Origin of the sequence: Bacillus sp. REN10 (assembly GCF_016820555.1) — a bacterium.
Lineage (GTDB): Bacteria > Bacillota > Bacilli > Bacillales > Domibacillaceae > Bacillus_CE.
On the sequence record NZ_JADHDW010000001.1, the window covers coordinates 331718 to 357260 of the forward strand.

Below are 25543 nucleotides of genomic sequence, written 5' to 3' on the forward strand. Positions count from 1 at the left end.
TTGTATAAAAAGCGAATAAATTAATTGATTCCAAATTGTGCACTTGTTTCTTGTTTGTCTTCGGCGAATTTTTTATGGGTGGCTTGGAATAACTTCGTGAACATCTCTCCTACTTCAGCTTCTAACACTTCAATTCCTTTTCCAGTGACACCGCCTTTGACGCACACTTTTTCTTCTAGCTCAGCTAGCGTATATTCTTTTTGCTTAAATAACTCACCTAGTCCGATCAACATGCATTCCGCTAATGTTTCCGCTGTTTCTGCTTTCATTCCGGTCGTTTCGGCTCCCTCAATGAACTTCCGAGTTAAAAAGCTCAAAAAAGCCGGTCCACAGCTGACGAGATCGGATGCTGCCCGCGTAATTGATTCATCAATTTCCACCGCATCGCTGCTGATACGCTTCATCACCTCTTGCATATGTTCTTTCCATTCCTCTTGACACTTATATCCGAATGTATATAACACCGCTCCAGAGCGCACCTTGTTTGTAATGCTCGGAATCATTCGCATGCAGGAGCAAGGAAGCAGTGATTCCAGCTGGGCTGTGCTGACAGGGCTTGTAATGGAAATCACGCACTGTGATGGCCGAAATAAGTGTTTCACTTCCTGTAGCATCGGAAAAATATCGTGGGGTTTTACACAAATAAAGATACGATCACAAGTATGCACTATCTGTGCAATGGAATCACAAATCGTGATTTGAGGGTGTGTGATTTGGATCCGCTTTGCTTTTTCTGCGGTGCGATTGATGATGAACAAATCAGCAGCGGCTATAGCTTTTGAATCGATGAGCGCATGAATTAAGATTTCTCCCATATTGCCTGTTCCAATGACTCCTGTTTTCATTCGTTTCCCCCCTTTTTTAAAGAAATGCAGCTTTTACAATGTATGTTTTCGAAAACAGTTTATGCAAAAGAGGTGTAAAGCGTGGATGTAAGAGCATGGATTGAAAAATATAAAACACATGTATTAATAGCCGCTGGTATTTGCGCATTTGGATTGTATCAATTATCGGAGGAAGAAACACCTCCGCCTGAACCGATAGCCGTGGAAGAAGCGGCACCGCCGTTACAGGAGAAAATGGAATCAGCACCAACTGCAGCGAAAGCACCTGAGCAGCCGCAAATGGTGACAGTAGATATTAAAGGGGCGGTCAAGATGCCTGGCATCTATTCTTTATCTAGTGAAGAACGAATCAATGATGCTGTCGCGAAAGCAGGAGGATTTCAAAAAGAAGCCGATCGGACGACGGTGAACTTAGCGCAAAAGTTGCAAGATGAGATGGTGATCTATATTCCGAAAGTAGGGGAAGAGCCACCGGCGCAGCTGGCTGTGGCTCCAGCGGCTAATGGAGGGACGACCGCTGCACCAACAGCTAGTTCAGGTGGTGCAGAACAAGGAGCGGTGATCAATATTAATACAGCCACACCAGCCGAACTGCAGGAGCTGCCTGGGATCGGAGAAGCGAAAGCACAAGCGATCATTGATTATCGGGAAACGACAGGCGCGTTTGCGCAACCGGAAGATTTGAAAAAGGTGTCAGGTATCGGCGATAAAACATTTGAGAAATTGCAGCCGTTAATCACCGTGAATTAAAATTCATTGACGATCGCCTTTTTCTCTCGCTAAACTAAAAAGAAAAAGAGTTTTCTAGAAAGAGGGAAGCGAGAATGAGCAGAAAAAGTTGGGATGAATATTTTTTAGATATTGCGGAAGTGGTGTCGACGCGTTCGACGTGTAATCGCTTGCATGTCGGCTGCGTCATTGTCAAAGACAAGCATATTGTTGCCACAGGGTACAATGGATCGATTCACGGGCATGAGCATTGTGAAGATGAAGGCTGTCTGCTGTCTGATGAAAAGAGATGTATTCGCTGTCTGCACGCAGAGTTAAACGCCGTTCTCCATGCCGATCGGGACCGGTTAAAGGGAGCGGCTGCTTATGTCACTCATGAGCCTTGTGAAAATTGCGCGAAGACATTGGCACAAGCGGGCATTCAACGAGTTATTTATCGTCATGCCTATCCGAATAAATGGAATCAGTACTTTTTAAAAGGGATTGAAGTGAAGCATTTGCCAAAAACAGACTAAGGAGGCTTTATGCGAGGGACATTTATTTATGTTGCTTTGTTTTCATTAGCCGGAATCATATGGGCACTTCCGTCTTTAGGAAGTGTCCGTCTCTTTGTCACAGCGCTGGCTTTTTATTTGTTTTTACGGTTGGAAGAATCACTGAAACGAATGCTACTTATATCAGCTGTCCTTGCTTTTTTAGTAGGTCAGTGGCATGAAAAGAAGCATCATTCTGTGTATACCGGCGATGAAGAAGTGTTTCGAGTGTCGTTTACAGAAGAGATAGAGGTCGATGGAGATCGGCTGAAAGCAACGGTACAAGCAGCATCTGATGAAAAACTGCGTTTAAGCTACAGATTTTCATCAAAAGAAGAAGCAGATCAATGGAAGCGTCTATTGCCGGGCACGATGTGTGAGGTGTCTGCTGAACTAGAGCGGCCATCAGAGGCGCGCAATCGCCACGGATTTGATTATCGAAAGTTTTTAGCTCACCAGCATATTTTTTGGCAAATGAAAGCGACTCGCCTTTCCTTATCTTCTTGTTATCAGCCGAAACTCTCTATGAAACAGCAAATTTTCTTATGGCGTGCGAAAGGGATTGACCATATAAAAGAAACCTTTCCACAGAGTTTGCAGCCCACGGCAGCAGCCTTATTATTTGGTGACCGCACTTTGGCGGAAGAAGAAATGACGAAAGCTTATCAGCGGTTAGGGATTATTCATTTATTAGCCATTTCCGGGCTTCATGTCGGTTTACTGACGGCTTTTGTATATTACTTGTTGATCCGAATAGGGATCACGAAAGAGCGGGCCCAGCTCATTTTATTGATGGCACTGCCGGTTTATGCCTTGCTTGCTGGCGGATCGCCTCCTGTTGTTCGGGCGTGTTTAATGACTATCCTCATTTTGTTTTCTATTCGATTTCATCGGAAGTTTCCCCCTCTTGATGCATTGAGTCTTAGTTTTTTGCTTGTCCTTCTTTATGATCCTTATCTTCTTTATCAAGTAGGTTTCCAACTGTCGTATCTTGTGAGTTTTTCACTCATTCTTTCTTCTCAGTCCATTCTAGCCCATCCTGCCTCTTTTCTTGGAAAGATGTTTGTGGTAACGACTGTTTCTCAAATAGCCGCTTTGCCAGTGATGATGTATCACTTTTTTGAACTCTCGATTTATTCGTTTGTCGCCAATTTGTTTTTTGTTCCTTTTTATTCGTTTCTTTTGTTACCTTGCTTGCTCGTTGTTTATGTTGTTAGCTTTTTCTTTCCGCCCGTTTTGTCGTTCTTACCATTATTAGGCGAGGGACTGAGTCGAGTGGATGCGACGGCGGTGGAGCTTAGTACATGGCCGTTTGCAGTGGTGGTGACCGGTCGTCCATCCGCGCTCTTTATCGTGCTTTTGTGCTTTGTTTGTTTGATGGCTTTTTTATACTGGGAACGAACGAAACGGTTACTGCCTGTATGTTTTCTTCTTGTATTAGCAGTGGGTGCACAAATCATGACGCAAACATATTCTTCAAAAGGAGAGGTGTCATTTATTGACATCGGTCAAGGGGATGCAACCTTGATTAAATTGCCCTTTAATCAAGGGAATTATTTGATTGATACAGGAGGGTTGCTTCCTTTTCATAAAGAGGAATGGCAAAAGCAAAGAAGAGACTTTACGATTGGAGAGGATGTGTTGTTACCTTATTTTAAAAGCAAGGGCATCACGCGGATAGATAAGCTGATTTTAACCCATAGTGATTATGATCATATCGGTGCAGCAGTGGAACTGTTTCCTCATATGGAGATTAAAGAAATGATCATAAGTCCGGGTTCTGAGGTGAAACCCGTGATGCAGCAAACGATCGAACAAGCAAAACGGTTTCATGTGCCTGTTCGCTACGGCATATTTCAAGAAAGCTGGCAAACGGGAGAGGCTGCTTTTCAATTTTTATCTCCGGAAGATGATCAATATGAAGGCAATGATGATTCTCTTGTATTATATGCGCATATCGGAGGGAAGAAGTGGCTATTTACGGGCGATGCTGAGATCAGCGCGGAACAGAAGATGGCAGAACGCTTTTCGCTGGATGTGGATGTCGTTAAACTAGGTCATCATGGAAGCAAAACGTCGACATCAGAAGAGTGGATGGATGAAACGACGCCTGAATATGGGATTATTTCCGTTGGGAGAAAAAATCGCTATGGTCATCCGCATCGAGAAATTATACAACGGCTCGCTGGGCATCAGGTAAAAGTATGGAGAACGGATCTTCACGGAGAAATCACGTATACTTTTCATGGCAAACAAGGCACATTTTCGGTCTGTATTCCGTAACATGTAAAGAAAGAAGCTCGCCGGGTGGCGAGCTTCTAACGCAGAATTATCCGATCATTTTGATAGCTGTTGCAATAATAAACATTGTAGCAAAGAAACCGAAAGAAACGATAAATCCAACACCGGAGTCTACTGCATCGTTACGTTTTGATTGGACATTTTTTTCAAATTCGTTCACAACTACCCCTCCTATTTCCATTATAGTATAGACGATCATTTCTGAAAAATCTAGACTTCTCTTGACAATTTCCTACTCTGACAAGAGTTAACTTCGATAAATTTCACAAATTCGGTGAAAATACAAGTAAGACACGAGCACCGTCAGCAAGGTTGTTTCCGGAACATCGTTGCTGGCGTTCATATAGATCGCAAGGGGAGACAATTTGATCAGTTTCCCCTTGTCAAATGGATCAGGCTTTTTTAACATAAATAGTATCAAATAAAAATGGAGAGAAAAAGCCCTTGATACCAATTTGGAAAGAAATTGAACAAAAACAGTTTGCCCCTGTTTATTTATTATATGGAAAAGAAGATTTTTTAATCAATGAAACGAAGCAAAAGCTTGTTGCCAATGCCTTGACGGAAGAGGAGATGGATTTTAATTTTGCGCTATACGATTTAGAAGAAACGCCTATCGAGACCGCTTTAGAAGAAGCAGAAACGTTTCCTTTTATGGGGGAAAGGAAAGTGGTGATTTTGAATCACCCGATATTTTTGACAGCTGAACGGGCGAAGGAAAAGGTTGAACATAATTTGCAGCGGTTTGAGCAGTACATAAAAGACCCAGCTCCATACACCATCTTAATTGTGGTCGCCCCATATGAAAAGCTGGATGAAAGAAAGAAATTAACGAAGCTATTAAGAAAAGAAGCCGCTGTGCTAGAAGCCAAAAAACTCGGAGAACAAGAGTTAAAAGGTTGGCTGCGGGAACGGGCAAAAAGTCATCATGTCGACATGGACGAAGAGGCGCTTGAGCATTTACTAGCACTTGCCGGCACGAATTTAATGATGCTGACATCAGAGCTCGATAAGCTTTCGCTGTATGCGCAAGAGAAGCAGCGAATTACCAAAGAGATGGTGGACAAGTTGACGGCTCGTTCGCTGGAGCAAGATATTTTTTCATTAGTGGATCGGATTGTCACAGGAAAAATCGAAGAGGCCTTTCGTATTTATTATGATTTGCTGAAGTTAAACGAGGAACCGATTAAAATCCTTTCATTGATTGCCTCGCAGTTTCGTCTCATTTACCAGACGAAAGAGCTGTCAAGAAAAGGGTATGGCCAGCAGCAAATCGCCGGCTTTTTGAAAGTCCATCCTTTTCGAGTGAAGCTTGCTGCGGGACAAGCGCGCAACTTCACAGATGAACAGCTAGCTCAGATTATCCCAATGCTTGCTGATAGTGATTTACAAATGAAATCAAGCGGGATGACAAAAACGATGATTATTGAAATGTTTTTGTTCCAACTACAAGGAATAATGAAAAAGAGGCCTTAACGAAAAAAAATCCTTCAAGATGACTTGAAGGATTTTTTCGCAATTAAGCGTTTAATTTTTTCATAAGACGGCCTTTTGTGCGGTTAGCAGTGTTTTTGTGGATTAATCCTTTTGCTGCTGCTTTATCAAGGCTGCTTACTGCTTCAGTTAAAAGTACTTTTGCGTTTTCTTCGTTATTCGCAACCGCTGTTTCAAATTTCTTTACAGCTGTGCGCATAGCTGATTTCACTTGAGAATTTTGCTCAGTACGTTTTTGAGTAGTTTTTACGCGTTTGATGGCAGATTTAATATTTGGCATTCCTGTCACCTCCTAAAACGATCGAGATTCTATTTATTGCTCGATTTTCACAATTAAAGAACAAAAGTTATTCTATCAAACGAGGCGCTAGATTGCAATACTTACATTCGGATTTTGTGTCAAGGAATGAACTTTTACACAGTCGGGTAAAATGAAAAATAAGATAAATGGAAGGGAGAACAGGCAAGTGGAAGAGAAATCAATTAATTTAGAGGTTTACCAAGTTCGCACAGATTTGGCAGTTGAAGCAAGGGTGATGGCCCAAGAGCGGCAAGGGCAAATGGAGGAATTGCCAGGGGTATGTACAGAGGAGCGAGAAGTAGATGGCATCAAGGTTACGAATGTGACGATTGATGAAGAAGGGGAGAAAACAACAGGAAAAAAAGCAGGAATTTATTTGACAGTCGAATCTCAAGGGATTCGCAGTCATGATACCGCTCATCAGCACGAGGTAGAAAAAGTATTAGCCGCTGAGTTAGCCGCTTTTTTAAAAAAGAAGGGGATCGATGAAAAAGCGAGCTGCTTAGTTGTGGGACTCGGAAATAGTGATGTGACCCCGGATGCGCTCGGTCCGCTTGTCTGTGGTTCAGTGATGGTCACGAGACATTTCTTTGAATTGCAGCCTGAACAAGTAGAAGAGGGGTACAGGCCTGTCAGTTCGCTTGTGCCAGGCGTGATGGGAATGACGGGCATTGAAACAAGTGATATCGTCTTTGGGGTCGTTGAACGATCAAAGCCTGATTTTATTATCGTGGTAGATGCCCTTGCTTCCCGCTCCATTGAACGTGTCAACGCGACCGTACAAGTGTCAGACAGCGGTATTCATCCCGGGGCGGGAGTAGGGAATAAACGAAAAGAAATTAGCGAGAAAACATTGGGTATTCCCGTGATCGCTATTGGAGTTCCGACGGTTGTGGACGCGGTATCCATTACGAGCGATACGATTGATTATATTTTAAAACATTTAGGAAAAGAAATAACAGAAGGGGAACGTCCATCAAGCGCTCTTGCTCCGATGGGGTTTTCATTTGGAAAACGTGAAAAGCTGACGGATGAACATCTTCCGGATGAGGAAAAACGGCGCTCTTTTCTTGGAATGATAGGGGTGCTCCAGGAAGAAGAAAAGCGGCAACTGATTCACGAAGTGCTTGCCCCGCTAGGCCATAATTTGATGGTGACGCCAAAAGAAATAGATTTATTTATGAAAGATACAGCGAATTTGTTAGCAAACAGTTTAAATGCCGCTCTTCATCCGGCCATTGATCAGCAAAATACCGGCTTTTTCACGAAGTAAACTATTAGTTCTGCTTCTTTCTCTATTGTCATACGTATAGTACAAGACTTTAGTAGAAAGGGTGGAGCAATGAAAGGGACGCAGCCGAACTATATTTTCTCGATCAATTTGTCAACGATCTTAAAGGGTATGACGTTATTAACGATCTCTCTCCTTTCACTGTTTTCCGTTGTGGGATTATTGACCTCTCTCGCTTATAACTACCGAATTTCTTCTCATTCTGTGAACGAGGCGACGGAACATGTAAAAGGTGAAGCGCTTTACTATTTGTATACGCTAGAGAATAAAATGTTTGCGGCATATGCCCCGAGAGGTGTGAAGCCGCCTTCTTTAAGCGAGGTAGCCTTTAGATATGCCACCAATGTTCGCTTCCAAGACCCGAGGAGCTTTTTAGGCAGAGAGGTACCGGGGTTTTCTATTTATGACGGTCAAATTTTAGTAGCTGGAGAAGGAACGGATTATACGAATATGCCAATCGAATCTGAACCGTCGGCGGATGTGCTGCGAAAGCAAAATGAGGCTCCGCTTGCTGATAATCCGAAAGAGATTCAAAAAGATCCGCCAAAACCGCCGCTGATGACGACAGAGGGGAAAGAGCGGGTATTTATGTATTTTACGCATACAAGAGAGTCGTACTTGCCTTTGTTAGAAGGTGTTTCTTCTCCAGATGCTGCTCAACATTCATCGTTAAATGTAACAAAAGTAGGCGAGATGGTTAAAGTGGCACTTGAGCATAAAGGAATTGGAACGGCCATTGATAAAACCGACATTATCGCTAAGCTTGAACAGTTAGGAAGAGATTATGGTCAATCTTATCAGCAATCTCGTGAATTGTTCGCAGCTGCTCAAACGAATAATCGAGATTTGCAATATTTTATTGATATTCATCGGGACTCGCAGCGTAAACAAGTGACGACAGCCACGATTAATGGTGAAACATATGCTAAATTGGTATTTGTCATTGGAGGAGAGCATGCGAATTATGAGAAAAATGCTAAGTTAGCCACTGAACTGCATAATCGCATTGAAAAAAAATATAAAGGGTTGTCTCGAGGAGTTATTTTAAAGCAAGGAAAAAGAACCAACGGCAAGTTCAACCAAGATTTGTCTAACAATGCGTTGCTTATAGAATTTGGGGGAGTCGATAATACTTACGAAGAATTGAATCGGACAGCGAACGCATTTGCTGATGTGTTTGCCGACTATTACTGGCAAGGAGAAGCTGTTCAAGGCAAAGCGTCCGCCGATTAGAAAGGAAGAGCAATGAAAGCCTTTTTGCTAAAAACTTATTTAGTTGTTTCTATCTTTTTTTTAGGAATGTTGATTGGCATCTTCCAAAATACTAGGGAAGAAACACCAGTCCATGATAGAGAATTTGTCATTCAGATGGATCGTCCGCAAACTTGGGTAAAGAAAGATGTGATAGAACAAGATTTAGCTACTAAACAGGCCAGAGTAGAAAAAGAAGGAGCGATCAATCTATTTTCTGTCGTCGGTCAATCCCTTGCTGAAACGGTGACAGTAGTGACCACGACAATGTTTGATGGATAAAAAATATTAAGTGATAATAAAATTGGTCTTGGTCATTTCGGGGTAAATTTCTATTATAAGATTTAGCGAAAAAAGATTTCCTTTGTATGGGAATCTTTTTTCGCTAAATCATTTTATTGTCTTACTTATACATTTCATTTTCTAAAATAATCATGTTTTCATTGACAGAAGTTTTACCGACTTGTTTCGTGTTTTCAACTAACCAATAAATATTATCGCAGCATTGCTTTGCACCTTTTACTAATAACGGTACACCTATAAAATCAATTTTCAATCCTCTCGAGAAAAATCCTCCCAATGACATAACCATTGGAACAGTGGGTGATGTGTTAGAGAAAACGATTTTTTCGTTAAAATAAAATTTATTTTGTAATAATAATGCCAATTCTTTTAATGCGGGGACAACAAGTTTGTTCCTTTTCCGTCCAATTGTATACACTGAGTGACCATCTTCATCGTTTCCGTGAAAAATGAGTTTTCCGAAATCCTCTTTCGTTAGTTGATTGAAATATTTTACACTTAATATCTCTTCCGAAGTTAGTGTTCTTTCGGATTGAGGCAGTTGCTTTAAATGATATGCGGCAGCTAGGGACGTAGTATGTGTCCCGCCATAATCATTATAAATATAAATCATAGGAAATCCTCCTCGGTCCTTTATCCGTTTTTATTATGAGCATTTATTTTATTGTCAATTCTGTTAGCTATGTTTATTTGGCTGGCTCCAGTTCATACGTCGCTAAACGGCGCCTTCCGCTTTTCGTTGTCATTTGCTTTTTGTGCTGATATAATCAATGCTAGTGTAATTGTGGCGATTTAACAGAAGAAGGTGAAAGTATGAATCATGAAGAGAGATTAAAGAGACAGGAGCATATTCGAAACTTCTCGATTATTGCTCATATTGATCATGGAAAGTCTACGTTAGCAGACCGAATTTTAGAGAAAACTCAGGCGTTGACTGCCCGTGAAATGAAGAGCCAGCTGCTTGATTCGATGGATTTAGAGAGAGAGCGTGGCATTACGATTAAATTAAATGCAGTTCAATTAACATATAAGGCGAAAGATGGAGAGGAATATATTTTTCACTTAATCGATACACCAGGACACGTCGATTTTACGTATGAAGTGTCTCGAAGCTTAGCTGCCTGTGAAGGAGCGATTTTAGTTGTTGATGCCGCTCAAGGAATTGAAGCACAAACGTTAGCGAACGTGTATCTTGCCTTAGACAATGACTTGGAAATTCTTCCGGTCATTAATAAGATTGATTTGCCAGCAGCGGAGCCAGAGCGAGTGCGTCAAGAGGTGGAGGACGTCATTGGTCTTGACGCTTCAGAAGCCGTTCTTGCTTCCGCAAAAGCAGGAATCGGGATTGAAGAGATTTTAGAACAAATCGTGGAAAAGGTACCAGCTCCACAAGGCGATCCGTCTGCTCCGTTAAAAGCACTTATTTTTGACTCGATGTTTGATGCGTATCGAGGAGTAGTCGCCTATATTCGTATTGTCGATGGAACTGTTAAAGTAGGCGATCGAATTAAAATGATGTCGACTGGAAAAGAATTTGATGTCACAGAGGTTGGGGTGTTTACGCCAAAAACAACGGCTCGTGATGAACTAACAGTCGGCGATGTTGGCTTTTTAACAGCGGCGATTAAAAATGTGGGTGATACAAGTGTCGGGGATACGATCACTTTAGCCAAAAATCCTGCTGATGAAGCGTTGCCTGGCTATCGAAAGCTAAATCCAATGGTGTATTGCGGACTATACCCAATTGATTCTTCTAAATTTAACGATTTGAGAGATGCGCTTGAAAAGCTTGAATTAAATGATTCAGCTTTACAATTCGAGCCAGAAACATCACAAGCTTTAGGCTTTGGTTTCCGTTGTGGCTTCTTAGGCTTGCTTCATATGGAAATTATTCAAGAGCGGATTGAGCGTGAGTTTAAAATCGATTTAATTACGACAGCGCCAAGTGTTATTTATAATGTAAAAATGACAAATGGTGAGGAAGTTCGTGTGGATAACCCATCTAATATGCCGGATCCGCAAAAAATTGATAGCGTAGAGGAGCCTTATGTCAAAGCGTCTATTATGGTGCCAAATGATTATGTTGGAGCGGTGATGGAATTAGCACAAGGCAAACGAGGAATCTTCATCGATATGCAATACATGGATGAAATTCGCGTCAACGTTGTGTATGAAATTCCATTGTCAGAAATCGTTTATGATTTCTTCGACCAGTTGAAGTCTAATACAAAAGGCTATGCTTCATTTGATTATGAGCTGATTGGCTATAAGCCGTCGAAGCTTGTGAAAATGGATATTTTATTAAACAGCGAAAAGGTCGATGCGTTAAGCTTTATCGTTCATCGTGACTTTGCGTATGAGCGTGGAAAAGTCATTGTTGAAAAGCTGAAAGAATTAATCCCAAGGCAACAGTTCGAAGTACCTGTTCAAGCAGCGATCGGTCAAAAGATTGTGGCTCGTTCAACGATCAAATCTATGGGCAAAAACGTATTGGCGAAATGTTACGGTGGGGATATTTCCCGTAAACGTAAATTGCTTGAGAAGCAAAAGGAAGGTAAGAAACGGATGAAGCAAGTTGGATCTGTTGAAGTACCACAAGAAGCTTTCATGGCTGTTCTGAAAATGGATGAACCAAATAAATAATGGATGAGGGAAAGGGAAAGCATAACAGCTTCCCCTTTTTCTCGTTTTGTTAGAGGAGTTTTTTAATGATACGTTCCGCTTATATTCATATTCCTTTTTGTCATCAAATTTGTCATTATTGCGATTTTAATAAAGTATTTATGAAAAATCAGCCAGTGGAGGAGTATTTGTCAGCGTTGGCTACTGAAATGAAGCTGATGCAGGAGCAAACTCCCACGGCTGATGTAAATACCATTTTTGTTGGCGGGGGGACCCCAACCGCTTTAAGTGCTGGGCAATTAGAGACGCTTTGCCGGTCCATTCGAGACATTCTCCCGTTTACAGAGGGGGAGTTCACTTTTGAAGCCAATCCAGGAGATTTAACCGAGGATAAGCTGAAAGTGTTAAAAGAGTATGGAGTGAACCGCTTAAGCATCGGTGTGCAATCCTTTGATGATGAGCTGTTGGCATCCATTGGCCGCACGCATAAAAGCCGCGATGTGTTTACAACGATTGAACATGCGCAAGCCATTGGGTTTGAAAATATTAGCATTGATTTAATTTATGCTTTACCTAATCAAACGCTCGAGAATTTTCGTGATACGCTACGTACAGCACTAAGCTTAAGTCTACCGCATTATTCCGGCTATTCATTGATTATTGAACCGAAAACAGTCTTCTATAATTTAATGAGAAAAGATCGCTTGCCTCTTCCGAAAGTTGAAACCGAAGCTGCGATGTATCGTGAATTAATTGAACAAATGACTATTCACGGATTGAAACAATATGAAATCAGCAACTTTGCTAAAAAGGGGTTCGAGAGCCGCCATAATCTCGTGTATTGGAACAACGAATCTTATTACGGATTCGGAGCTGGCGCGCATGGCTATGTCAATGGTGATCGAACGGCCAATCACGGACCGTTGAAAAAATATATGGAACCATTAAAGAATGGAAGACTCCCTCTTTTATCGACTCATCATGTATCTAAAAATGAGGAAATGGAGGAGGAGATGTTCCTTGGTTTGCGGAAAATGGCAGGAGTATCAGTCGCTCATTTTCGCGAAAAATATCAATGTTCGCCGCTTGAATTATTTAAACAGCCTCTCGCTGATATGACAGCAAGGGGGCTGGTGAGCATTGAAAATAACGAAACGATCCGTTTGACAGAGGAAGGGAAATTGTTTGGCAATGAAGTCTTTCAGTCATTTTTATTATCGATTGAGTAATCCGTAATAACAGAAGCATCTCCGTTGACAATAGACACTGATTTTGATAATTTATTTATAGATTTAGCACTCATAAAGAGAGAGTGCTAACAGGGGTGAGGAACGTTGTTAACAGATCGTCAGCTTTTCATCTTACAAGTAATTATTGATGACTTCATTCAATCAGCACAGCCAGTCGGCTCCCGCAGCTTAGTTGAAAAAGAAAAAGTCGGATACAGTTCAGCGACGATCCGCAATGAGATGGCGGAGTTAGAGGAATTAGGTTACTTAGAGAAAACCCATACTTCCTCAGGAAGAATACCGTCTGAAAAGGGATATCGTTATTATGTCGATCATCTGTTGCATCCTGAACAGCTCAACCGAAAAGAAGTACAGACGATTCACTCCATTTTTTCTGAACGAATGTATGAGTTGGAAAAAGTGGTACAAAAATCGGCGAAAATTTTATCAGAGTTAACGAAATATACAGCGATTGTATTAGGACCTGAAATTAAAGATAATAAAGTAAAGAGGCTACAAATTGTTCCTTTAAGTAAAGATACAGCGATTGCGATTATCGTGACAGACACGGGACATGTTGAAAATCGAACGTTCCAGCTTCCAGAAGGTGTTGATGCTTCAGATATTGAGAAGATGGTCAATATTTTGAATGAACGATTAGTCGGCGTTCCTCTTTCTAACTTGCATGATAAGTTGTATAAAGAAATTGTTGTTCTCATGCGCCGTCATATTCATAATTATGAAGCGATGTTAACGATGTTTGCTGATGCGGTAGATGTACCGACAACTGAAAAATTATTTTTTGGCGGCAAAACGAATATGCTCAATCAGCCGGAATTTCATGATATCGCGAAAATTCGTCAAGTAATGAATATGATTGAGCAAGAAGAAGGCATTTATAAATTAATTAGTGGTATTCCAACCGGCATTCAAGTCAAGATAGGGAAAGAAAATAATAATGAAGCGATGGCGCATTGCAGCTTAATTACCGCTTCGTATTCCATTGGAGAAGAACAAGTGGGAACCATCGCGATCCTTGGACCGACCCGAATGGAATATTCGCGTGTGATCAGCCTCGTCGATTTTTTAAGTCACGATATGACAAAAGCATTGACGAAGTTGTATGAGAGCTAAGTAAGCATGGGAAGAGTATGGAAGTTATTGCTGACTTCCCTCTCTTTCTGTGTATAATATAAAAGGTGGATTGTTAGGGTGAATTTTGAAGGAGGTGAAACCAATGGCAGAAGAGAAGCAACTACATGAAGAAGAACTCAAACAAACTGACGAGCAGCTAGTAACAGAAGAAGCGGTAGAGACAACAGAAACTGTTGAGGAAGAGGCTTCTTTTGACAAAATAAATGAATTAGAACAAAAATTAGAAGAAGCAGAGAACTCTTATTTGCGTTTACGTGCTGATTTTGATAACTTCCGTCGCCGCACGCAAATTGAGCGTGAAGCAGCAGATAAGTATCGTGCGCAAAATTTAATTTCTGACTTGCTTCCATTGTTAGATAACTTCGAACGTGCACTGAAAGTCGAAGCAACGAACGAGCAGACAGAATCCGTTCTTCAAGGAATGGAGATGGTTTATAAAGGATTGCTCGCAGCGTTAGAAAACGAAGGTGTCGAAGTAATCGAAGCTGTTGGCAATGAATTTGATCCGCATATTCATCAGGCAGTGATGACAGATAATGATGAAAATTACGGATCAAACATCGTGGTGGAAGAATTTCAAAAAGGGTACAAATTAAAAGACCGTGTTATTCGTCCATCAATGGTCAAAGTTAATCAATAGTGAACTACATAAATTTTTTCAGGAGGTAGTACAAATGAGCAAAATTATCGGTATCGACTTAGGTACAACAAACTCATGCGTGGCGGTTCTTGAAGGGGGAGAAGCGAAAGTTATTCCGAACCCAGAAGGCAATCGCACAACACCATCTGTTGTCGCATTTAAAAATGGTGAGCGTCAAGTAGGGGAAGTAGCAAAGCGTCAAGCGATTACAAACCCAAACACAATCATTTCTATTAAGCGTCACATGGGTACAACTCATAAAGAAACGATTGAAGGAAAAGAATACTCTCCTCAAGAAATTTCTGCGATGATTCTTCAGCACTTGAAATCTTACGCAGAAGAGTATTTAGGAGAAAAAGTAGATAAAGCGGTTATTACAGTTCCTGCTTACTTTAACGATGCAGAGCGTCAAGCAACTAAAGATGCGGGTAAAATTGCTGGTCTTGAAGTAGAGCGTATCATTAATGAGCCGACAGCTGCCGCTCTTGCATACGGTATGGATAAAATGGATGAAGATCAAACGATTCTTGTATACGACCTTGGTGGCGGTACATTTGACGTTTCGATTTTAGAACTTGGCGACGGTGTGTTCGAAGTTCGTTCAACAGCAGGTGATAACCGTTTAGGCGGAGATGACTTCGACCAAGTAATCATCGATTATTTAGTACAAGAATTCAAAAAAGAAAACGGCATTGACTTATCTCAAGATAAAATGGCGATGCAACGTTTAAAAGATGCAGCGGAAAAAGCGAAAAAAGACCTTTCTGGTGTGACTTCTACACAAATTTCTTTACCGTTTATCACAGCGGGCGAAGCTGGTCCACTTCACTTAGAATTAACATTAAGCCGTGCTAAATTTGAAGAGCTATCAGCGAACCTTGTAGAACGTACAATGGGACCTGTACGTCAAGCGCTTCAAGATGCAAATCTTTCTGCTTCTGAACTTGATAAAGTTATTTTAGTTGGTGGATCAACTCGTATCCCAGCTGTTCAAGAAGCGATTCGCAAAGCAACAGGTAAAGAGCCTCATAAAGGCGTAAACCCGGATGAAGTAGTAGCTATGGGTGCTGCTGTTCAAGGTGGGGTATTAACAGGTGATGTAAAAGACGTTGTTCTTTTAGACGTTACTCCACTTTCATTAGGAATTGAAACAATGGGCGGCGTATTTACAAAGTTAATTGATCGCAACACTACGATCCCAACTTCTAAATCACAAGTATTCTCTACGGCTGCTGATAACCAAACAGCTGTTGATATTCATGTGCTTCAAGGGGAGCGCTCCATGGCAGCGGCAAACAAAACATTAGGTCGCTTCCAATTAGCGGACATTCCACCAGCACCGCGTGGTATTCCACAAATCGAAGTAACATTTGATATCGACAAAAACGGTATCGTGAATGTTAGTGCGAAAGATATGGGCACAGGTAAACAACAAAACATCACGATTAAATCATCTTCAGGTCTTTCTGATGAAGAGATTGATCGCATGGTGAAAGAAGCAGAAGAAAATGCTGAAGCAGATAAAAAGCTAAAAGAAGAAGTCGAACTTCGCAATGAAGCGGATCAACTAGTTTTCACAACAGAGAAAACATTAAAAGAGCTTGAAGGCAAAGTAGATGCTGAAGAAGTGAAGAAAGCGGAAGAAGCAAAAGAAGCATTGAAAGCAGCCATCGAGAAAAACGAAATTGAAGAGATTCGTACGAAGAAAGATGCGCTATCTGAAATTGTGCAAAACTTGTCCATGAAACTGTATGAAGAAGCAGCCAAGCAAGCCCAGGCGCAAGAAGGACAGGCACAAGGCGGACAAAAAAGTGATGACGTCGTCGATGCTGAATTTGAAGAAGTAAACGACGATAAGTAACACACGCTTGAGCCTTTTCGCTAGGCAGCTAAAGTCAAAGTCAGGGGTTCCTTGGCTTTGACTTTTTTCATGATGAGCTGAAACAATCGATTGGTATTAACTATTCACTATTAAGGAGTAACTATGTTAAAATAGCCTTTATGTGAAAGGAATCGGGGAGTGGAAAGTGATGAGTAAACGGGACTATTATGAAGTGCTTGGTGTAGAGAAAAGCGCCTCAAAAGAAGAAATCAAAAAAGCATATCGCAAGCTCTCAAAAAAATATCATCCGGATATTAATAAAGAAGCGGGAGCCGATGAAAAATTTAAAGAAGTCAAAGAAGCTTACGAAGTATTAAGTGATGACCAAAAACGGGCACAATATGATCAATTTGGTCATACAGATCCGAACCAAGGATTTGGCGGGGCTGATTTTGGTGGCTTCGGAGGGTTTGAAGATATTTTTAGCACGTTCTTTGGAGGCGGCGGCGGTCGCAGAAGAGATCCGAACGCTCCACGCCAAGGAGCAGACTTGCAATACACGATGACCATCAAATTTGAAGAAGCGGTTTTTGGAAAAGAGACAGATATTGAAATTCCGAAAGAAGAAACTTGTGAAACATGTACAGGTACAGGGGCCAAACCTGGCACGAATCCAGAAACTTGTTCACATTGTCATGGTTCAGGCCAGTTAAATGTCGAGCAAAACACACCATTTGGTCGTATTGTGAACCGTCGTACTTGCCCATATTGTAGCGGTACAGGTAAGATGATTAAAGAAAAATGCTCGACATGTGGCGGTGATGGAACCGTAACGAAAATGAAGAAAATCCATGTGAAAATACCGGCTGGAATTGATGATGGTCAGCAACTTCGCGTCTCTGGGCAAGGAGAGCCAGGGGTGAACGGAGGACCTTCTGGAGATTTATTTATTGTGTTCCGTGTTCTTCCGCACGAACTGTTTGAGCGAGATGGCGACGATATTTATTGTGAAATTCCAATCACTTTTGTTCAAGCTTCCCTTGGTGATGAAATCGAAGTACCAACGATTCATGGAAGAATTAAACTGAAGGTACCAGCAGGAACACAAACGGGAACAAAATTCCGTCTGCGCGGCAAAGGTGTGCCAAATGTTCGCGGTTATGGTACAGGAGATCAACATATTCGCGTGAAAGTGGTTACTCCAACGAAATTAAATGAAAAGCAGAAAAACTTGCTTCGAGAGTTTGCAGAAGTAAGCGGTGAGATGTTGGATGAGCAGCAAGCAAGCTTTTTTGATAAAGTAAAACGCGCGCTAAAGCGTGATTAATAAAGAATGGAGCTGGCAACAGATGAAGTGGTCGGAGATTAGCATTCAAACAACAAATGAAGCAGTAGAGGCTATTTCTAATATTTTGCATGAAGCAGGTGCAAGTGGCGTTGTTATTGAAGATCCTTTTGAATTACAGAGAGAGCGTGAGGATCAATTTGGTGAAATTTATCAGCTAAATCCCGATGACTATCCTGAAGAAGGTGTAATCGTTAAAGCGTATTTACCTGTAAACAGCTTTCTGGCAGAAACCGCTGAAGGGATTGCTCAATCGATTAAGAATCTTGTTGAATACAATATTGACATTGGTCAAAATGTGATGACATTGATAGAAGTCAATGAAGAAGATTGGGCAACTGCATGGAAGCAATATTATAATCCAGTGAAAATCTCTGAGAAATTTACGATCGTGCCTACTTGGGAAGAGTATGAACCGGTCAGTACAGATGAGTTAATTATCGAATTGGACCCAGGTATGGCTTTCGGAACAGGTACACACCCGACAACAGTCATGTGTTTGCAAGCGTTAGAACGATACGTTCAGTCAGGTGACCATGTAGTAGACGTTGGTACTGGTTCTGGCGTGTTAAGTATTGGAGCAGCCTTGCTTGGTGCCAACAAGGTGACAGCTTTAGACTTAGATGAAGTAGCTGTTGAGTCGGCGAAAGAAAATGTTCGTCTTAATCACGTGGAAGAAATAGTGAATGTGTCGAAAAATAATTTGTTAGATGGCATTGATGAACAGGTAGATGTAGTGGTAGCCAATATTTTAGCGGAAGTGATTATGTCATTTACCGATGAAGTAGCTCAAGTGGTGAAGCCAGGCGGCTATTTTATTTCTTCAGGGATTATTAGTCAAAAGCGTGATGATGTGAAAGAGGCTGTTCTGGCGGCTGGCTTTGATATTGAAGAAACTGTGTTAATGGAAGACTGGGTCGCTATTATTGCCAAGAAAAAATAATAAAGATGGAGCTGTCTTAGAAGTCTGTGAGACAGCTGGAATGAAAATGAAATAGACGGGGTGACAATCGTGCAGCGCTACTTTGTAAATGAACAGTTAGAGGACGGCAAATCAATCAAAATCGAAGGAGAGGATTTTCATCATTTGTCACGAGTGATGAGGATGGAAGTAGGCGATCATGTCTATGCTGTGTTTCCTAATGGAGAGACAGCAGAGGTAGAAATTGAGCACCTTTCTAATGATTATGCTCTTGCCTTTCTCGTGGAATGGATTCATGATAAGAAAGAGCTGCCGGTTGATATCGCCATTGCGAGCGGTCTGCCGAAAGGGGATAAATTTGAACTGGTCATTCAAAAGGGAACCGAACTGGGGGCTAACTTGTTTGTCCCTTTTCATGCGGATCGCTCCATCGTGAAATGGGATGAAAAAAAGGGTGAGAAAAAGACGGAACGCTGGTCGAAAATAGCAAAAGAAGCCGCTGAACAATCCCATCGTAACCGTGTGCCAAAAGTAATGAAGCCGGTGAATATAGATCAATTGATTGAAATCGGAAAAGACTATCCGTTTAAATTATATGCTTATGAAGAAGAAGCGAAGCAAGGAGAAAAACAGGCATTTCATCAAGTATTAGCCGATATGCATCTTGGTGATCGGCTGTTCATTGTTTTTGGGCCTGAAGGTGGAATTTCAGAGAAGGAAGCGGAAAAATTACGGAGTCATGGTTATATTCCATGTGGGTTAGGACCGAGAATTTTACGCACAGAGACTGCTCCGCTATATGCTTTATCTGCAATCTCCTACCATTTTGAATTAATGAGGTGATGATCATGCCAACAGTGGCATTCCAAACGCTTGGATGTAAAGTAAACCATTATGAAACAGAAGCCATCTGGCAGCTTTTTAAAAGCCAGAATTACGAGAGAGTCGACTTTGAAGCAACAGCAGACGTATATGTCATTAATACATGTACAGTAACGAATACAGGAGATAAGAAAAGTCGCCAAGTCATCCGTCGAGCCGTTCGAAAAAATCCAGATGCGGTCATTTGTGTAACGGGTTGTTATGCACAAACATCGCCAGCTGAAATTATGGCAATTCCAGGAGTCGATGTCGTTGTTGGAACGCAAGATCGTGCGAAAATGCTCGACTATATTGAGCAGTTTAAACAAGAACGCCAGCCGATTAATGGCGTTGGCAACATTATGAAAAACCGCGTGTACGAAGAGTTGGATGTACCAGCTTTTACAGACCGTACACGGGCTTCTTTAAAAATTCAAGAGGGTTGTAATAACTTCTGTACGTTTTGTATTATTCCGTGGGCGCGCGGCTTAATGCGTTCTCGTGACCCGCAAGAAGTGCTTCGTCAAGCACAGCAGCTAGTTGATGCCGGTTACAAGGAAATTGTGTTAACAGGCATTCACACCGGCGGATACGGTTCGGATATGAAGGATTACAATTTAGCGATGCTTCTTGCTGATTTAGAAAAAGTCAAAGGCTTAAAGCGCATCCGTATTTCTTCTATTGAAGCGAGTCAATTAACAGATGAAGTGATTGATGTCATTGATCGCTCGAACATTGTAGTGAGACATTTGCACGTACCTTTACAATCAGGCTCAAATACCGTATTAAAAAGAATGCGACGCAAATACACAATGGAGCAATTTGCCGATCGTTTAAATCGTTTGAAGCAAGCATTACCAGGTCTAGCTGTGACATCAGATGTCATTGTAGGCTTCCCGGGCGAAACAGAAGAAGAGTTTATGGAAACGTATAATTTCATTAAAGAACACCAGTTTTCTGAGCTTCACGTCTTCCCATATTCGAAACGAACAGGAACGCCAGCTGCCAGAATGGACGATCAAGTGGATGAAGAAGTGAAAAATGAACGGGTTCATCGATTGATTGCTCTTTCTGATCAATTAGCGAAGGAATATGCTTCTCGCTTTGAAGGAGAAGTGTTAGAAGTGATTCCGGAAGAGCCGTTTAAAGAAGGGGAAAAAGAAGGTTTATACGTCGGGTATACCGATAATTATTTAAAAGTGGTCTTTGAAGCGACAGAAGAAATGGTAGGCCAAATCGTGAAAGTGAAAATCACGAAAGCGGGCTATCCATACAATGAAGGTCAATTTGTCAGAGTGTTGGAAGAAGAATTAAAAGCAGTGAATTAATTTCCCGCCTTTTGTGCAATAACTAATTGCATGAAAGGCTTTTATTTTTTTTAGAAAAAACAATATCGTGCATTCTCGCAATTTTATGACGGTGGTGGTAAGATAGAGATGTACGGACAACTTGTCTGAAGGGAGATAATCATTGATGACGAAACAATTTGAAGAGATGGCAAAAATGATTGACCATACATTATTAAAAGCAGATGCAACGAAAGCGGAAGTAAGTAAACTTTGTGAGGAAGCCAAGACATATGAGTTCGCTTCTGTTTGCGTTAATCCGACATGGGTACCTTTTGCTAGTGAACAGCTAAAAGGGACACCAGTAAAAGTGTGTACAGTCATTGGCTTTCCATTAGGAGCGATGACGTCTGAAGTGAAGGCGTTTGAGACAAAGAATGCCATTAAAAATGGTGCACAAGAAGTAGATATGGTCATTAATATCGGCGCCTTAAAAGACAAAGATTACGACACGGTATTAAAAGACATTCAAGCAGTGACATCCGCTGCGAAAGGCAAAGCCTTAACGAAGGTGATCATTGAAACTTGCTTGTTAACAGATGAAGAGAAACAGAAAGCTTGTGAACTTGCTGTCGAAGCAGGAGCAGACTATGTGAAAACATCGACCGGTTTTTCAACAGGCGGCGCTACAGTTGAAGATATCGCGCTGATGAGAAAAACAGTTGGCCCTGATATTGGCGTGAAGGCATCAGGCGGCGTCCGCAGCCAAGAAGACGCGGAAAACATGACGAAAGCCGGGGCAACAAGAATTGGAGCAAGCTCTGGTGTGAAAATTGTTCAAGGGCTTCAATCGGATACTGATTATTAATTAGCCGATGTTTTGTAAAGAAAATTTCTTGACGGTTATAATTGCTTGTATTATAATTATTTAGTACATGGAATTTCCATAACGGAACATGTAATCGTAAGTGTTCGGAGGGAGGGAAAGAGAAATGTCAAGAACAGTTGTTCGTAAAAACGAATCGCTTGAAGATGCTCTACGTCGTTTCAAACGTTCTGTTTCCAAAACTGGAACTTTACAAGAATATAGAAAACGTGAATTTTACGAAAAGCCAAGCGTAAAGCGTAAAAAGAAATCTGAAGCGGCTAGAAAACGTAAGTGGTAAAGAGAGAGAGGGTGTAAGAATGAGTCTTCTCGAGCGTTTAAATAATGATATGAAGCAAGCGATGAAAAACAAAGAAAAAGATAAGTTGACTGTCATCCGCATGCTTAAGGCCGCGTTGCAAAATGAGGCCATTAAGGCAGGCAAAGAGCTGACAGAAGACGATGAATTGACCGTACTTTCTCGCGAAGTGAAACAACGCAAAGACTCCCTCCACGAATTTGAGAAAGCAGGACGTGAAGATCTGGTTTCGAAAATTCAAACTGAACTAAATTACGTGAACATATACATGCCGAAGCAGCTTTCAGAAGAAGAACTAGAAGCAATCGTTCAGGAAACAATTGCCGAAGTTAATGCTTCCTCTAAAGCTGATATAGGTAAAGTAATGAGTGCACTCATGCCGAAAGTAAAAGGTAAAGCAGACGGCGGAACAGTGAATAAGCTAGTTCAGACAAAATTATCATAAGAAAGAGATGGCAGCAACCTGCCGTCTCTTTTTTATATTTTCGGGAGCTTTTGCTTGTCGTGTCTAAACAGTCGTCTCCGCTTTTCGTGTCCAGCTCCAGGCGCTATCGGCTCGAGGTCAAAAGCCGATGATCGAGCGCCTTTCGCTTTTCTATGTCCAGCTCTAGGCACCAGCGACTAGTGAACTTCTACGAACCTCCTTACGATAAGTCAACATCGATTCACTATCGTTCATCGTGTTTCCTTTATCTCATACGGCTGGCTCCAGTTCATACGTCGCTAAACGGCGCCTTCCGCTTTTCGTGTTGTCCAGCTTCGACTCCTAGACACTCGAGTCAAATGTCAGCCTGACTGCATGGCAAAGAGCGCCATTCCGTCATTCTGTCATTTGCTTGTCGTGTCTAAACAGTCGTCTCCGCTTTTCGTTTGTCCAGCTGCAGGCACCAGCGACTAGTGAACTTCTACGAACCTCCTTACGATAAGTCAACATCGATTCACTACCGTTCATTGTGTTTCCTTTATCTCATACGGCTCGCTCCAGTTCATACGTCGCTAAACGGTGCCTTCCGCTTTTCGTTTTTTCTTGAAACTTTTTTGTTGGGTTGTTCGTATAGTAGGAGAGTGAGGTGGTGAGTTTGGGCAAAAGATATGGGGTTTGTTGGTTGTGGTTGGTATTATTAGCGGTGGGGATGTTTGTTCCAGCTGTTTCGCAAGCGGAGGGTCAGCCTGTTTATGTGATTCCGGTTCATCATGAAGTAGAGAAAGGTTTATTCGGATTTATGAAGCGTGGGGTAGAAGAGGCAAAGGAACAGAGTGCCCAGTTAATTGTGCTTGATATCCATACTCCTGGTGGACTCGTTAATGCAGCAGGAGATATTGGTAAACTATTAGATGAAACAGATATTCGTACCGTTGCGTTTATCAATAATCAAGCGTTGTCAGCGGGTGCATATATTGCTCTTCATGCTGATGCCATTTACATGACGCCTCATGCACAAATAGGAGCGGCAGCGATTATTGATCAGGAAGGAAATATGGCTGATAAAAAAGCGCAAAGTTATTGGCGATCAGCGATGAAAAGCGCCGCTGAACAACAAGGGCTTGATCCTGAATATGCCATGGCTATGGCGGATCCGATGATCGACTTACCACAATACGATGCTCCTAAAGGCGAGTTGTTAACGTTTACTTCTAAGCAGGCGCTAGAAACAGGTTATTCTAAGGCTACTGTTGAGCAGTTAGAAGATGTATTAAAGCAAGAAAAAGTGGAACGTGCTTCGATTAAACAGGTGGAAGAAAGCTGGGCGGATAAGATTGCTCGGTTGGTTACCCATCCCATTGTCGTACCGATCCTATTATCTCTTGCTAGTCTTGGTCTCATTTTAGAGCTGTATTCTCCTGGTTTTGGGTTGCCGGGTTCGGTTGGCTTAGTCTCCTTGCTATTATTTTTCTATGGTCATCTTGTGGCGGGTTTAGCAGGATATGAATCTGTGTTATTATTTGCTATCGGCGCTATATTAATTATAGCAGAGTTGTTTTTGCCAGGTGGAATTGCTGGCTTTCTTGGGATTACAGCCGTCACAGGTAGTATTTTGCTTGCTGGTGATAGTGTTAAATGGATGAGTGTTTCATTATTAATTGCTATGGCGGTTGCCATCATCGGCATGATCTTAATGGTAAAGGTGTTTGGTAAGAAGATGAAATTTTTTAAGAAAATGATCTTAACGGATGCAACGAGCACAGAAAGCGGTTACGTCTCTAACGCCAATCGTTTAGAGCTAATTGGAAAAATAGGAACGACTAAAACACCTTTTCGTCCAGCTGGTACAGTAATGATTGATGGAGAAAGGATCGACGCAGTCACTGAAGGTGGATTTATTAACGCTGGAAAGTCCGTCAAAGTCGTTAAAGTGGAAGGTTCACGAATTGTTGTAAGAGAAATTGAGGGTTGAAGGAGGATATGATATGGATGCAAGTTTGATTTTAATTGGAACAGCTGTTGTAATCGGTATTATTTTGTTGTCTATTTTATTGACTTTTGTGCCGGTCATGCTTTGGGTATCCGCGCTTGCTGCTGGGGTCAAAGTCAGTATTTTAACATTAGTAGGGATGAGGTTGCGCCGAGTCATTCCGAGCCGAGTCATTAATCCATTGATCAAGGCATCTAAGGCCGGGCTTGATGTATCGACGAATCAATTAGAAAGTCATTATTTAGCTGGAGGAAACGTCGACCGAGTAGTCAATGCGCTCATTGCGGCGCATCGTGCTAACATTGAGTTAACATTTGAGCGCTGTGCAGCGATTGATCTTGCTGGCCGGGATGTGCTCGAAGCGGTACAAATGAGCGTGAATCCAAAAGTGATTGAGACACCGTTTATTGCTGGGGTCGCGATGGATGGAATTGAAGTGAAAGCGAAAGCTCGTATTACGGTACGTGCCAATATTGATCGCCTCGTTGGGGGAGCTGGGGAAGAGACGGTTGTCGCCCGCGTAGGTGAAGGGATTGTTAGTACCATTGGTTCCAGTGATAATCATAAAAAAGTGTTGGAAAATCCAGACATGATTTCGCAAACAGTACTTTCTAAAGGATTGGATGCAGGAACAGCGTTTGAAATTTTATCGATTGATATTGCAGATGTGGATATCGGTAAGAATATTGGGGCGGAATTGCAGACCGAACAAGCGGAAGCAGATAAGAAGATTGCTCAAGCGAAAGCGGAAGAGCGCCGGGCTATGGCAGTGGCGACGGAGCAGGAAATGAAAGCTCGCGTGCAGGAAATGCATGCGAAAGTAGTGGAAGCAGAAGCGGATGTCCCGTTAGCGATGGCAGAAGCATTGCGCAACGGCAACATCGGTGTGATGGATTATATGAATTATAAAAATATTGATGCAGATACAGGTATGCGTGGCTCTATCGGCAAAATGGCGGGTGGAAAAAAGGATAGAAAAGACGAGGAGAGATAACAGTTCTTCCTTGTGTTGAAG

At 41.8% G+C, this 25543-nt stretch carries 26 protein-coding genes; 21 read left to right on the forward strand and 5 right to left on the reverse strand.

What is annotated here, in order from left to right; all coding sequences use genetic code 11:
- Nucleotides 1-20 precede the first annotated feature (20 nt).
- Entirely contained in the window at nucleotides 21-845 is an 825-nt protein-coding gene (comER, locus tag IRB43_RS01645) for a late competence protein ComER (RefSeq protein WP_203361684.1), read from the reverse strand.
- Nucleotides 846-926: 81 nt separating this feature from the next.
- Between comER and IRB43_RS01650 the strand changes: the two genes are divergently transcribed.
- The 3 genes from IRB43_RS01650 (at nucleotide 927) to IRB43_RS01660 (ending at nucleotide 4390) form a co-directional block, all read left to right on the forward strand.
- Nucleotides 927-1595 (forward strand): helix-hairpin-helix domain-containing protein, encoded by a 669-nt coding sequence (locus tag IRB43_RS01650; RefSeq protein ID WP_203361685.1) that lies wholly within the window; start codon nucleotides 927-929, stop codon nucleotides 1593-1595.
- Between the two features lie 74 nt (nucleotides 1596-1669).
- Nucleotides 1670-2089, forward strand: a complete 420-nt coding sequence (locus IRB43_RS01655) for a deoxycytidylate deaminase (protein ID WP_203361686.1) — start codon at nucleotides 1670-1672, stop codon at nucleotides 2087-2089.
- A 9-nt stretch (nucleotides 2090-2098) separates the two neighbouring features.
- Complete coding sequence (locus tag IRB43_RS01660; RefSeq protein ID WP_203361687.1) at nucleotides 2099-4390, forward strand: DNA internalization-related competence protein ComEC/Rec2; 2292 nt, start codon at nucleotides 2099-2101, stop codon at nucleotides 4388-4390.
- A 46-nt stretch (nucleotides 4391-4436) separates the two neighbouring features.
- Here IRB43_RS01660 and IRB43_RS01665 read toward each other — a convergent pair whose 3' ends face one another.
- The gene (locus IRB43_RS01665) at nucleotides 4437-4568 is read right to left on the reverse strand and encodes a YqzM family protein (protein WP_203361688.1); all 132 of its coding nucleotides are present in this window, start codon (nucleotides 4566-4568) and stop codon (nucleotides 4437-4439) included.
- 284 nt (nucleotides 4569-4852) lie between these two features.
- On the opposite strand from IRB43_RS01665, the gene holA reads away from it, so the two are divergent.
- On the forward strand, nucleotides 4853-5884 hold the full coding sequence (gene holA / locus IRB43_RS01670) for a DNA polymerase III subunit delta (protein ID WP_203361689.1): 1032 nt from the start codon (nucleotides 4853-4855) through the stop codon (nucleotides 5882-5884).
- Between the two features lie 43 nt (nucleotides 5885-5927).
- Here the strand turns inward: holA and rpsT are convergent, their stop codons facing one another.
- On the reverse strand, nucleotides 5928-6182 hold the full coding sequence (rpsT, locus tag IRB43_RS01675; RefSeq protein WP_203361690.1) for a 30S ribosomal protein S20: 255 nt from the start codon (nucleotides 6180-6182) through the stop codon (nucleotides 5928-5930).
- A 151-nt stretch (nucleotides 6183-6333) separates the two neighbouring features.
- Here rpsT and gpr point away from each other — a divergent pair, with 151 nt between their 5' ends.
- The 3 genes from gpr (at nucleotide 6334) to IRB43_RS01690 (ending at nucleotide 9027) form a co-directional block, all read left to right on the forward strand.
- Entirely contained in the window at nucleotides 6334-7476 is a 1143-nt protein-coding gene (gpr, locus tag IRB43_RS01680) for a GPR endopeptidase (protein ID WP_203361691.1), read from the forward strand.
- 69 nt (nucleotides 7477-7545) lie between these two features.
- Nucleotides 7546-8727, forward strand: a complete 1182-nt coding sequence (spoIIP, locus tag IRB43_RS01685) for a stage II sporulation protein P (protein ID WP_203361692.1) — start codon at nucleotides 7546-7548, stop codon at nucleotides 8725-8727.
- 12 nt (nucleotides 8728-8739) lie between these two features.
- The gene (locus IRB43_RS01690) at nucleotides 8740-9027 is read left to right on the forward strand and encodes a DUF3679 domain-containing protein (protein WP_203361693.1); all 288 of its coding nucleotides are present in this window, start codon (nucleotides 8740-8742) and stop codon (nucleotides 9025-9027) included.
- A 121-nt stretch (nucleotides 9028-9148) separates the two neighbouring features.
- Here IRB43_RS01690 and IRB43_RS01695 read toward each other — a convergent pair whose 3' ends face one another.
- Nucleotides 9149-9661, reverse strand: a complete 513-nt coding sequence (locus IRB43_RS01695) for a DUF3189 family protein (RefSeq protein ID WP_203361694.1) — start codon at nucleotides 9659-9661, stop codon at nucleotides 9149-9151.
- A gap of 200 nt (nucleotides 9662-9861) precedes the next feature.
- Here IRB43_RS01695 and lepA point away from each other — a divergent pair, with 200 nt between their 5' ends.
- From lepA to IRB43_RS01755, 12 genes are all read left to right on the forward strand, one after another.
- A complete protein-coding gene (gene lepA, locus IRB43_RS01700; RefSeq protein ID WP_203361695.1) occupies nucleotides 9862-11691 on the forward strand; it encodes a translation elongation factor 4 in 1830 nt (609 codons plus the stop codon).
- Between the two features lie 65 nt (nucleotides 11692-11756).
- The gene (gene hemW, locus IRB43_RS01705) at nucleotides 11757-12899 is read left to right on the forward strand and encodes a radical SAM family heme chaperone HemW (protein ID WP_203361696.1); all 1143 of its coding nucleotides are present in this window, start codon (nucleotides 11757-11759) and stop codon (nucleotides 12897-12899) included.
- A 105-nt stretch (nucleotides 12900-13004) separates the two neighbouring features.
- Nucleotides 13005-14033 carry a heat-inducible transcriptional repressor HrcA gene (gene hrcA, locus IRB43_RS01710; protein ID WP_203361697.1) on the forward strand — a complete coding sequence of 343 codons (1029 nt, stop codon included), beginning with the start codon at nucleotides 13005-13007 and terminating at the stop codon, nucleotides 14031-14033.
- A 103-nt stretch (nucleotides 14034-14136) separates the two neighbouring features.
- Nucleotides 14137-14694: a nucleotide exchange factor GrpE gene (gene grpE / locus IRB43_RS01715; RefSeq protein ID WP_203361698.1), complete on the forward strand. Its 558-nt coding sequence runs from the start codon at nucleotides 14137-14139 to the stop codon at nucleotides 14692-14694.
- A 34-nt stretch (nucleotides 14695-14728) separates the two neighbouring features.
- On the forward strand, nucleotides 14729-16555 hold the full coding sequence (gene dnaK, locus IRB43_RS01720) for a molecular chaperone DnaK (RefSeq protein WP_203361699.1): 1827 nt from the start codon (nucleotides 14729-14731) through the stop codon (nucleotides 16553-16555).
- Nucleotides 16556-16724: 169 nt separating this feature from the next.
- On the forward strand, nucleotides 16725-17843 hold the full coding sequence (dnaJ, locus tag IRB43_RS01725; RefSeq protein ID WP_203361700.1) for a molecular chaperone DnaJ: 1119 nt from the start codon (nucleotides 16725-16727) through the stop codon (nucleotides 17841-17843).
- A 22-nt stretch (nucleotides 17844-17865) separates the two neighbouring features.
- On the forward strand, nucleotides 17866-18804 hold the full coding sequence (gene prmA / locus IRB43_RS01730; RefSeq protein ID WP_203361701.1) for a 50S ribosomal protein L11 methyltransferase: 939 nt from the start codon (nucleotides 17866-17868) through the stop codon (nucleotides 18802-18804).
- Between the two features lie 69 nt (nucleotides 18805-18873).
- Nucleotides 18874-19626: a 16S rRNA (uracil(1498)-N(3))-methyltransferase gene (locus IRB43_RS01735; RefSeq protein WP_203361702.1), complete on the forward strand. Its 753-nt coding sequence runs from the start codon at nucleotides 18874-18876 to the stop codon at nucleotides 19624-19626.
- 5 nt (nucleotides 19627-19631) lie between these two features.
- The gene (mtaB, locus tag IRB43_RS01740; RefSeq protein ID WP_203361703.1) at nucleotides 19632-20972 is read left to right on the forward strand and encodes a tRNA (N(6)-L-threonylcarbamoyladenosine(37)-C(2))-methylthiotransferase MtaB; all 1341 of its coding nucleotides are present in this window, start codon (nucleotides 19632-19634) and stop codon (nucleotides 20970-20972) included.
- Nucleotides 20973-21117: 145 nt separating this feature from the next.
- Nucleotides 21118-21798: a deoxyribose-phosphate aldolase gene (gene deoC / locus IRB43_RS01745; RefSeq protein ID WP_203361704.1), complete on the forward strand. Its 681-nt coding sequence runs from the start codon at nucleotides 21118-21120 to the stop codon at nucleotides 21796-21798.
- A 124-nt stretch (nucleotides 21799-21922) separates the two neighbouring features.
- Nucleotides 21923-22096 carry a 30S ribosomal protein S21 gene (rpsU, locus tag IRB43_RS01750; RefSeq protein ID WP_203361705.1) on the forward strand — a complete coding sequence of 58 codons (174 nt, stop codon included), beginning with the start codon at nucleotides 21923-21925 and terminating at the stop codon, nucleotides 22094-22096.
- 19 nt (nucleotides 22097-22115) lie between these two features.
- Complete coding sequence (locus IRB43_RS01755; protein ID WP_203361706.1) at nucleotides 22116-22559, forward strand: GatB/YqeY domain-containing protein; 444 nt, start codon at nucleotides 22116-22118, stop codon at nucleotides 22557-22559.
- A 375-nt stretch (nucleotides 22560-22934) separates the two neighbouring features.
- On the opposite strand, the gene IRB43_RS17955 is transcribed toward IRB43_RS01755, so the two are convergent.
- Complete coding sequence (locus IRB43_RS17955) at nucleotides 22935-23066, reverse strand: hypothetical protein (RefSeq protein WP_275296741.1); 132 nt, start codon at nucleotides 23064-23066, stop codon at nucleotides 22935-22937.
- Nucleotides 23067-23193: 127 nt separating this feature from the next.
- On the opposite strand from IRB43_RS17955, the gene IRB43_RS01760 reads away from it, so the two are divergent.
- The gene (locus IRB43_RS01760; RefSeq protein WP_238941777.1) at nucleotides 23194-24510 is read left to right on the forward strand and encodes an NfeD family protein; all 1317 of its coding nucleotides are present in this window, start codon (nucleotides 23194-23196) and stop codon (nucleotides 24508-24510) included.
- Between the two features lie 13 nt (nucleotides 24511-24523).
- Nucleotides 24524-25522 carry a flotillin-like protein FloA gene (gene floA, locus IRB43_RS01765; RefSeq protein WP_203361707.1) on the forward strand — a complete coding sequence of 333 codons (999 nt, stop codon included), beginning with the start codon at nucleotides 24524-24526 and terminating at the stop codon, nucleotides 25520-25522.
- The last annotated feature ends 21 nt before the right edge of the window (nucleotides 25523-25543 follow it).

Excerpts from the sequence above, each read along its gene's own strand:
- gpr (WP_203361691.1), top strand. The coding sequence starts at position 6,334 with ATGAAAAATAAGATAAATGGAAGGGAGAACAGGCAAGTGGAAGAGAAA.
- hemW (WP_203361696.1), top strand. The coding sequence starts at position 11,757 with ATGATACGTTCCGCTTATATTCATATTCCTTTTTGTCATCAAATTTGT.
- dnaK (WP_203361699.1), top strand. The coding sequence starts at position 14,729 with ATGAGCAAAATTATCGGTATCGACTTAGGTACAACAAACTCATGCGTG.
- rpsU (WP_203361705.1), top strand. The coding sequence starts at position 21,923 with ATGTCAAGAACAGTTGTTCGTAAAAACGAATCGCTTGAAGATGCTCTA.
- IRB43_RS01695 (WP_203361694.1), bottom strand. The coding sequence starts at position 9,661 with ATGATTTATATTTATAATGATTATGGCGGGACACATACTACGTCCCTA.
- rpsT (WP_203361690.1), bottom strand. The coding sequence starts at position 6,182 with ATGCCAAATATTAAATCTGCCATCAAACGCGTAAAAACTACTCAAAAA.
- IRB43_RS17955 (WP_275296741.1), bottom strand. The coding sequence starts at position 23,066 with ATGAACGGTAGTGAATCGATGTTGACTTATCGTAAGGAGGTTCGTAGA.
- IRB43_RS01655 (WP_203361686.1), top strand. The coding sequence starts at position 1,670 with ATGAGCAGAAAAAGTTGGGATGAATATTTTTTAGATATTGCGGAAGTG.
- mtaB (WP_203361703.1), top strand. The coding sequence starts at position 19,632 with ATGCCAACAGTGGCATTCCAAACGCTTGGATGTAAAGTAAACCATTAT.
- dnaJ (WP_203361700.1), top strand. The coding sequence starts at position 16,725 with ATGAGTAAACGGGACTATTATGAAGTGCTTGGTGTAGAGAAAAGCGCC.
- grpE (WP_203361698.1), top strand. The coding sequence starts at position 14,137 with ATGGCAGAAGAGAAGCAACTACATGAAGAAGAACTCAAACAAACTGAC.
- spoIIP (WP_203361692.1), top strand. The coding sequence starts at position 7,546 with ATGAAAGGGACGCAGCCGAACTATATTTTCTCGATCAATTTGTCAACG.
- IRB43_RS01755 (WP_203361706.1), top strand. The coding sequence starts at position 22,116 with ATGAGTCTTCTCGAGCGTTTAAATAATGATATGAAGCAAGCGATGAAA.
- deoC (WP_203361704.1), top strand. The coding sequence starts at position 21,118 with ATGACGAAACAATTTGAAGAGATGGCAAAAATGATTGACCATACATTA.
- comER (WP_203361684.1), bottom strand. The coding sequence starts at position 845 with ATGAAAACAGGAGTCATTGGAACAGGCAATATGGGAGAAATCTTAATT.
- lepA (WP_203361695.1), top strand. The coding sequence starts at position 9,862 with ATGAATCATGAAGAGAGATTAAAGAGACAGGAGCATATTCGAAACTTC.
- IRB43_RS01660 (WP_203361687.1), top strand. The coding sequence starts at position 2,099 with ATGCGAGGGACATTTATTTATGTTGCTTTGTTTTCATTAGCCGGAATC.
- IRB43_RS01690 (WP_203361693.1), top strand. The coding sequence starts at position 8,740 with ATGAAAGCCTTTTTGCTAAAAACTTATTTAGTTGTTTCTATCTTTTTT.
- prmA (WP_203361701.1), top strand. The coding sequence starts at position 17,866 with ATGAAGTGGTCGGAGATTAGCATTCAAACAACAAATGAAGCAGTAGAG.
- floA (WP_203361707.1), top strand. The coding sequence starts at position 24,524 with ATGGATGCAAGTTTGATTTTAATTGGAACAGCTGTTGTAATCGGTATT.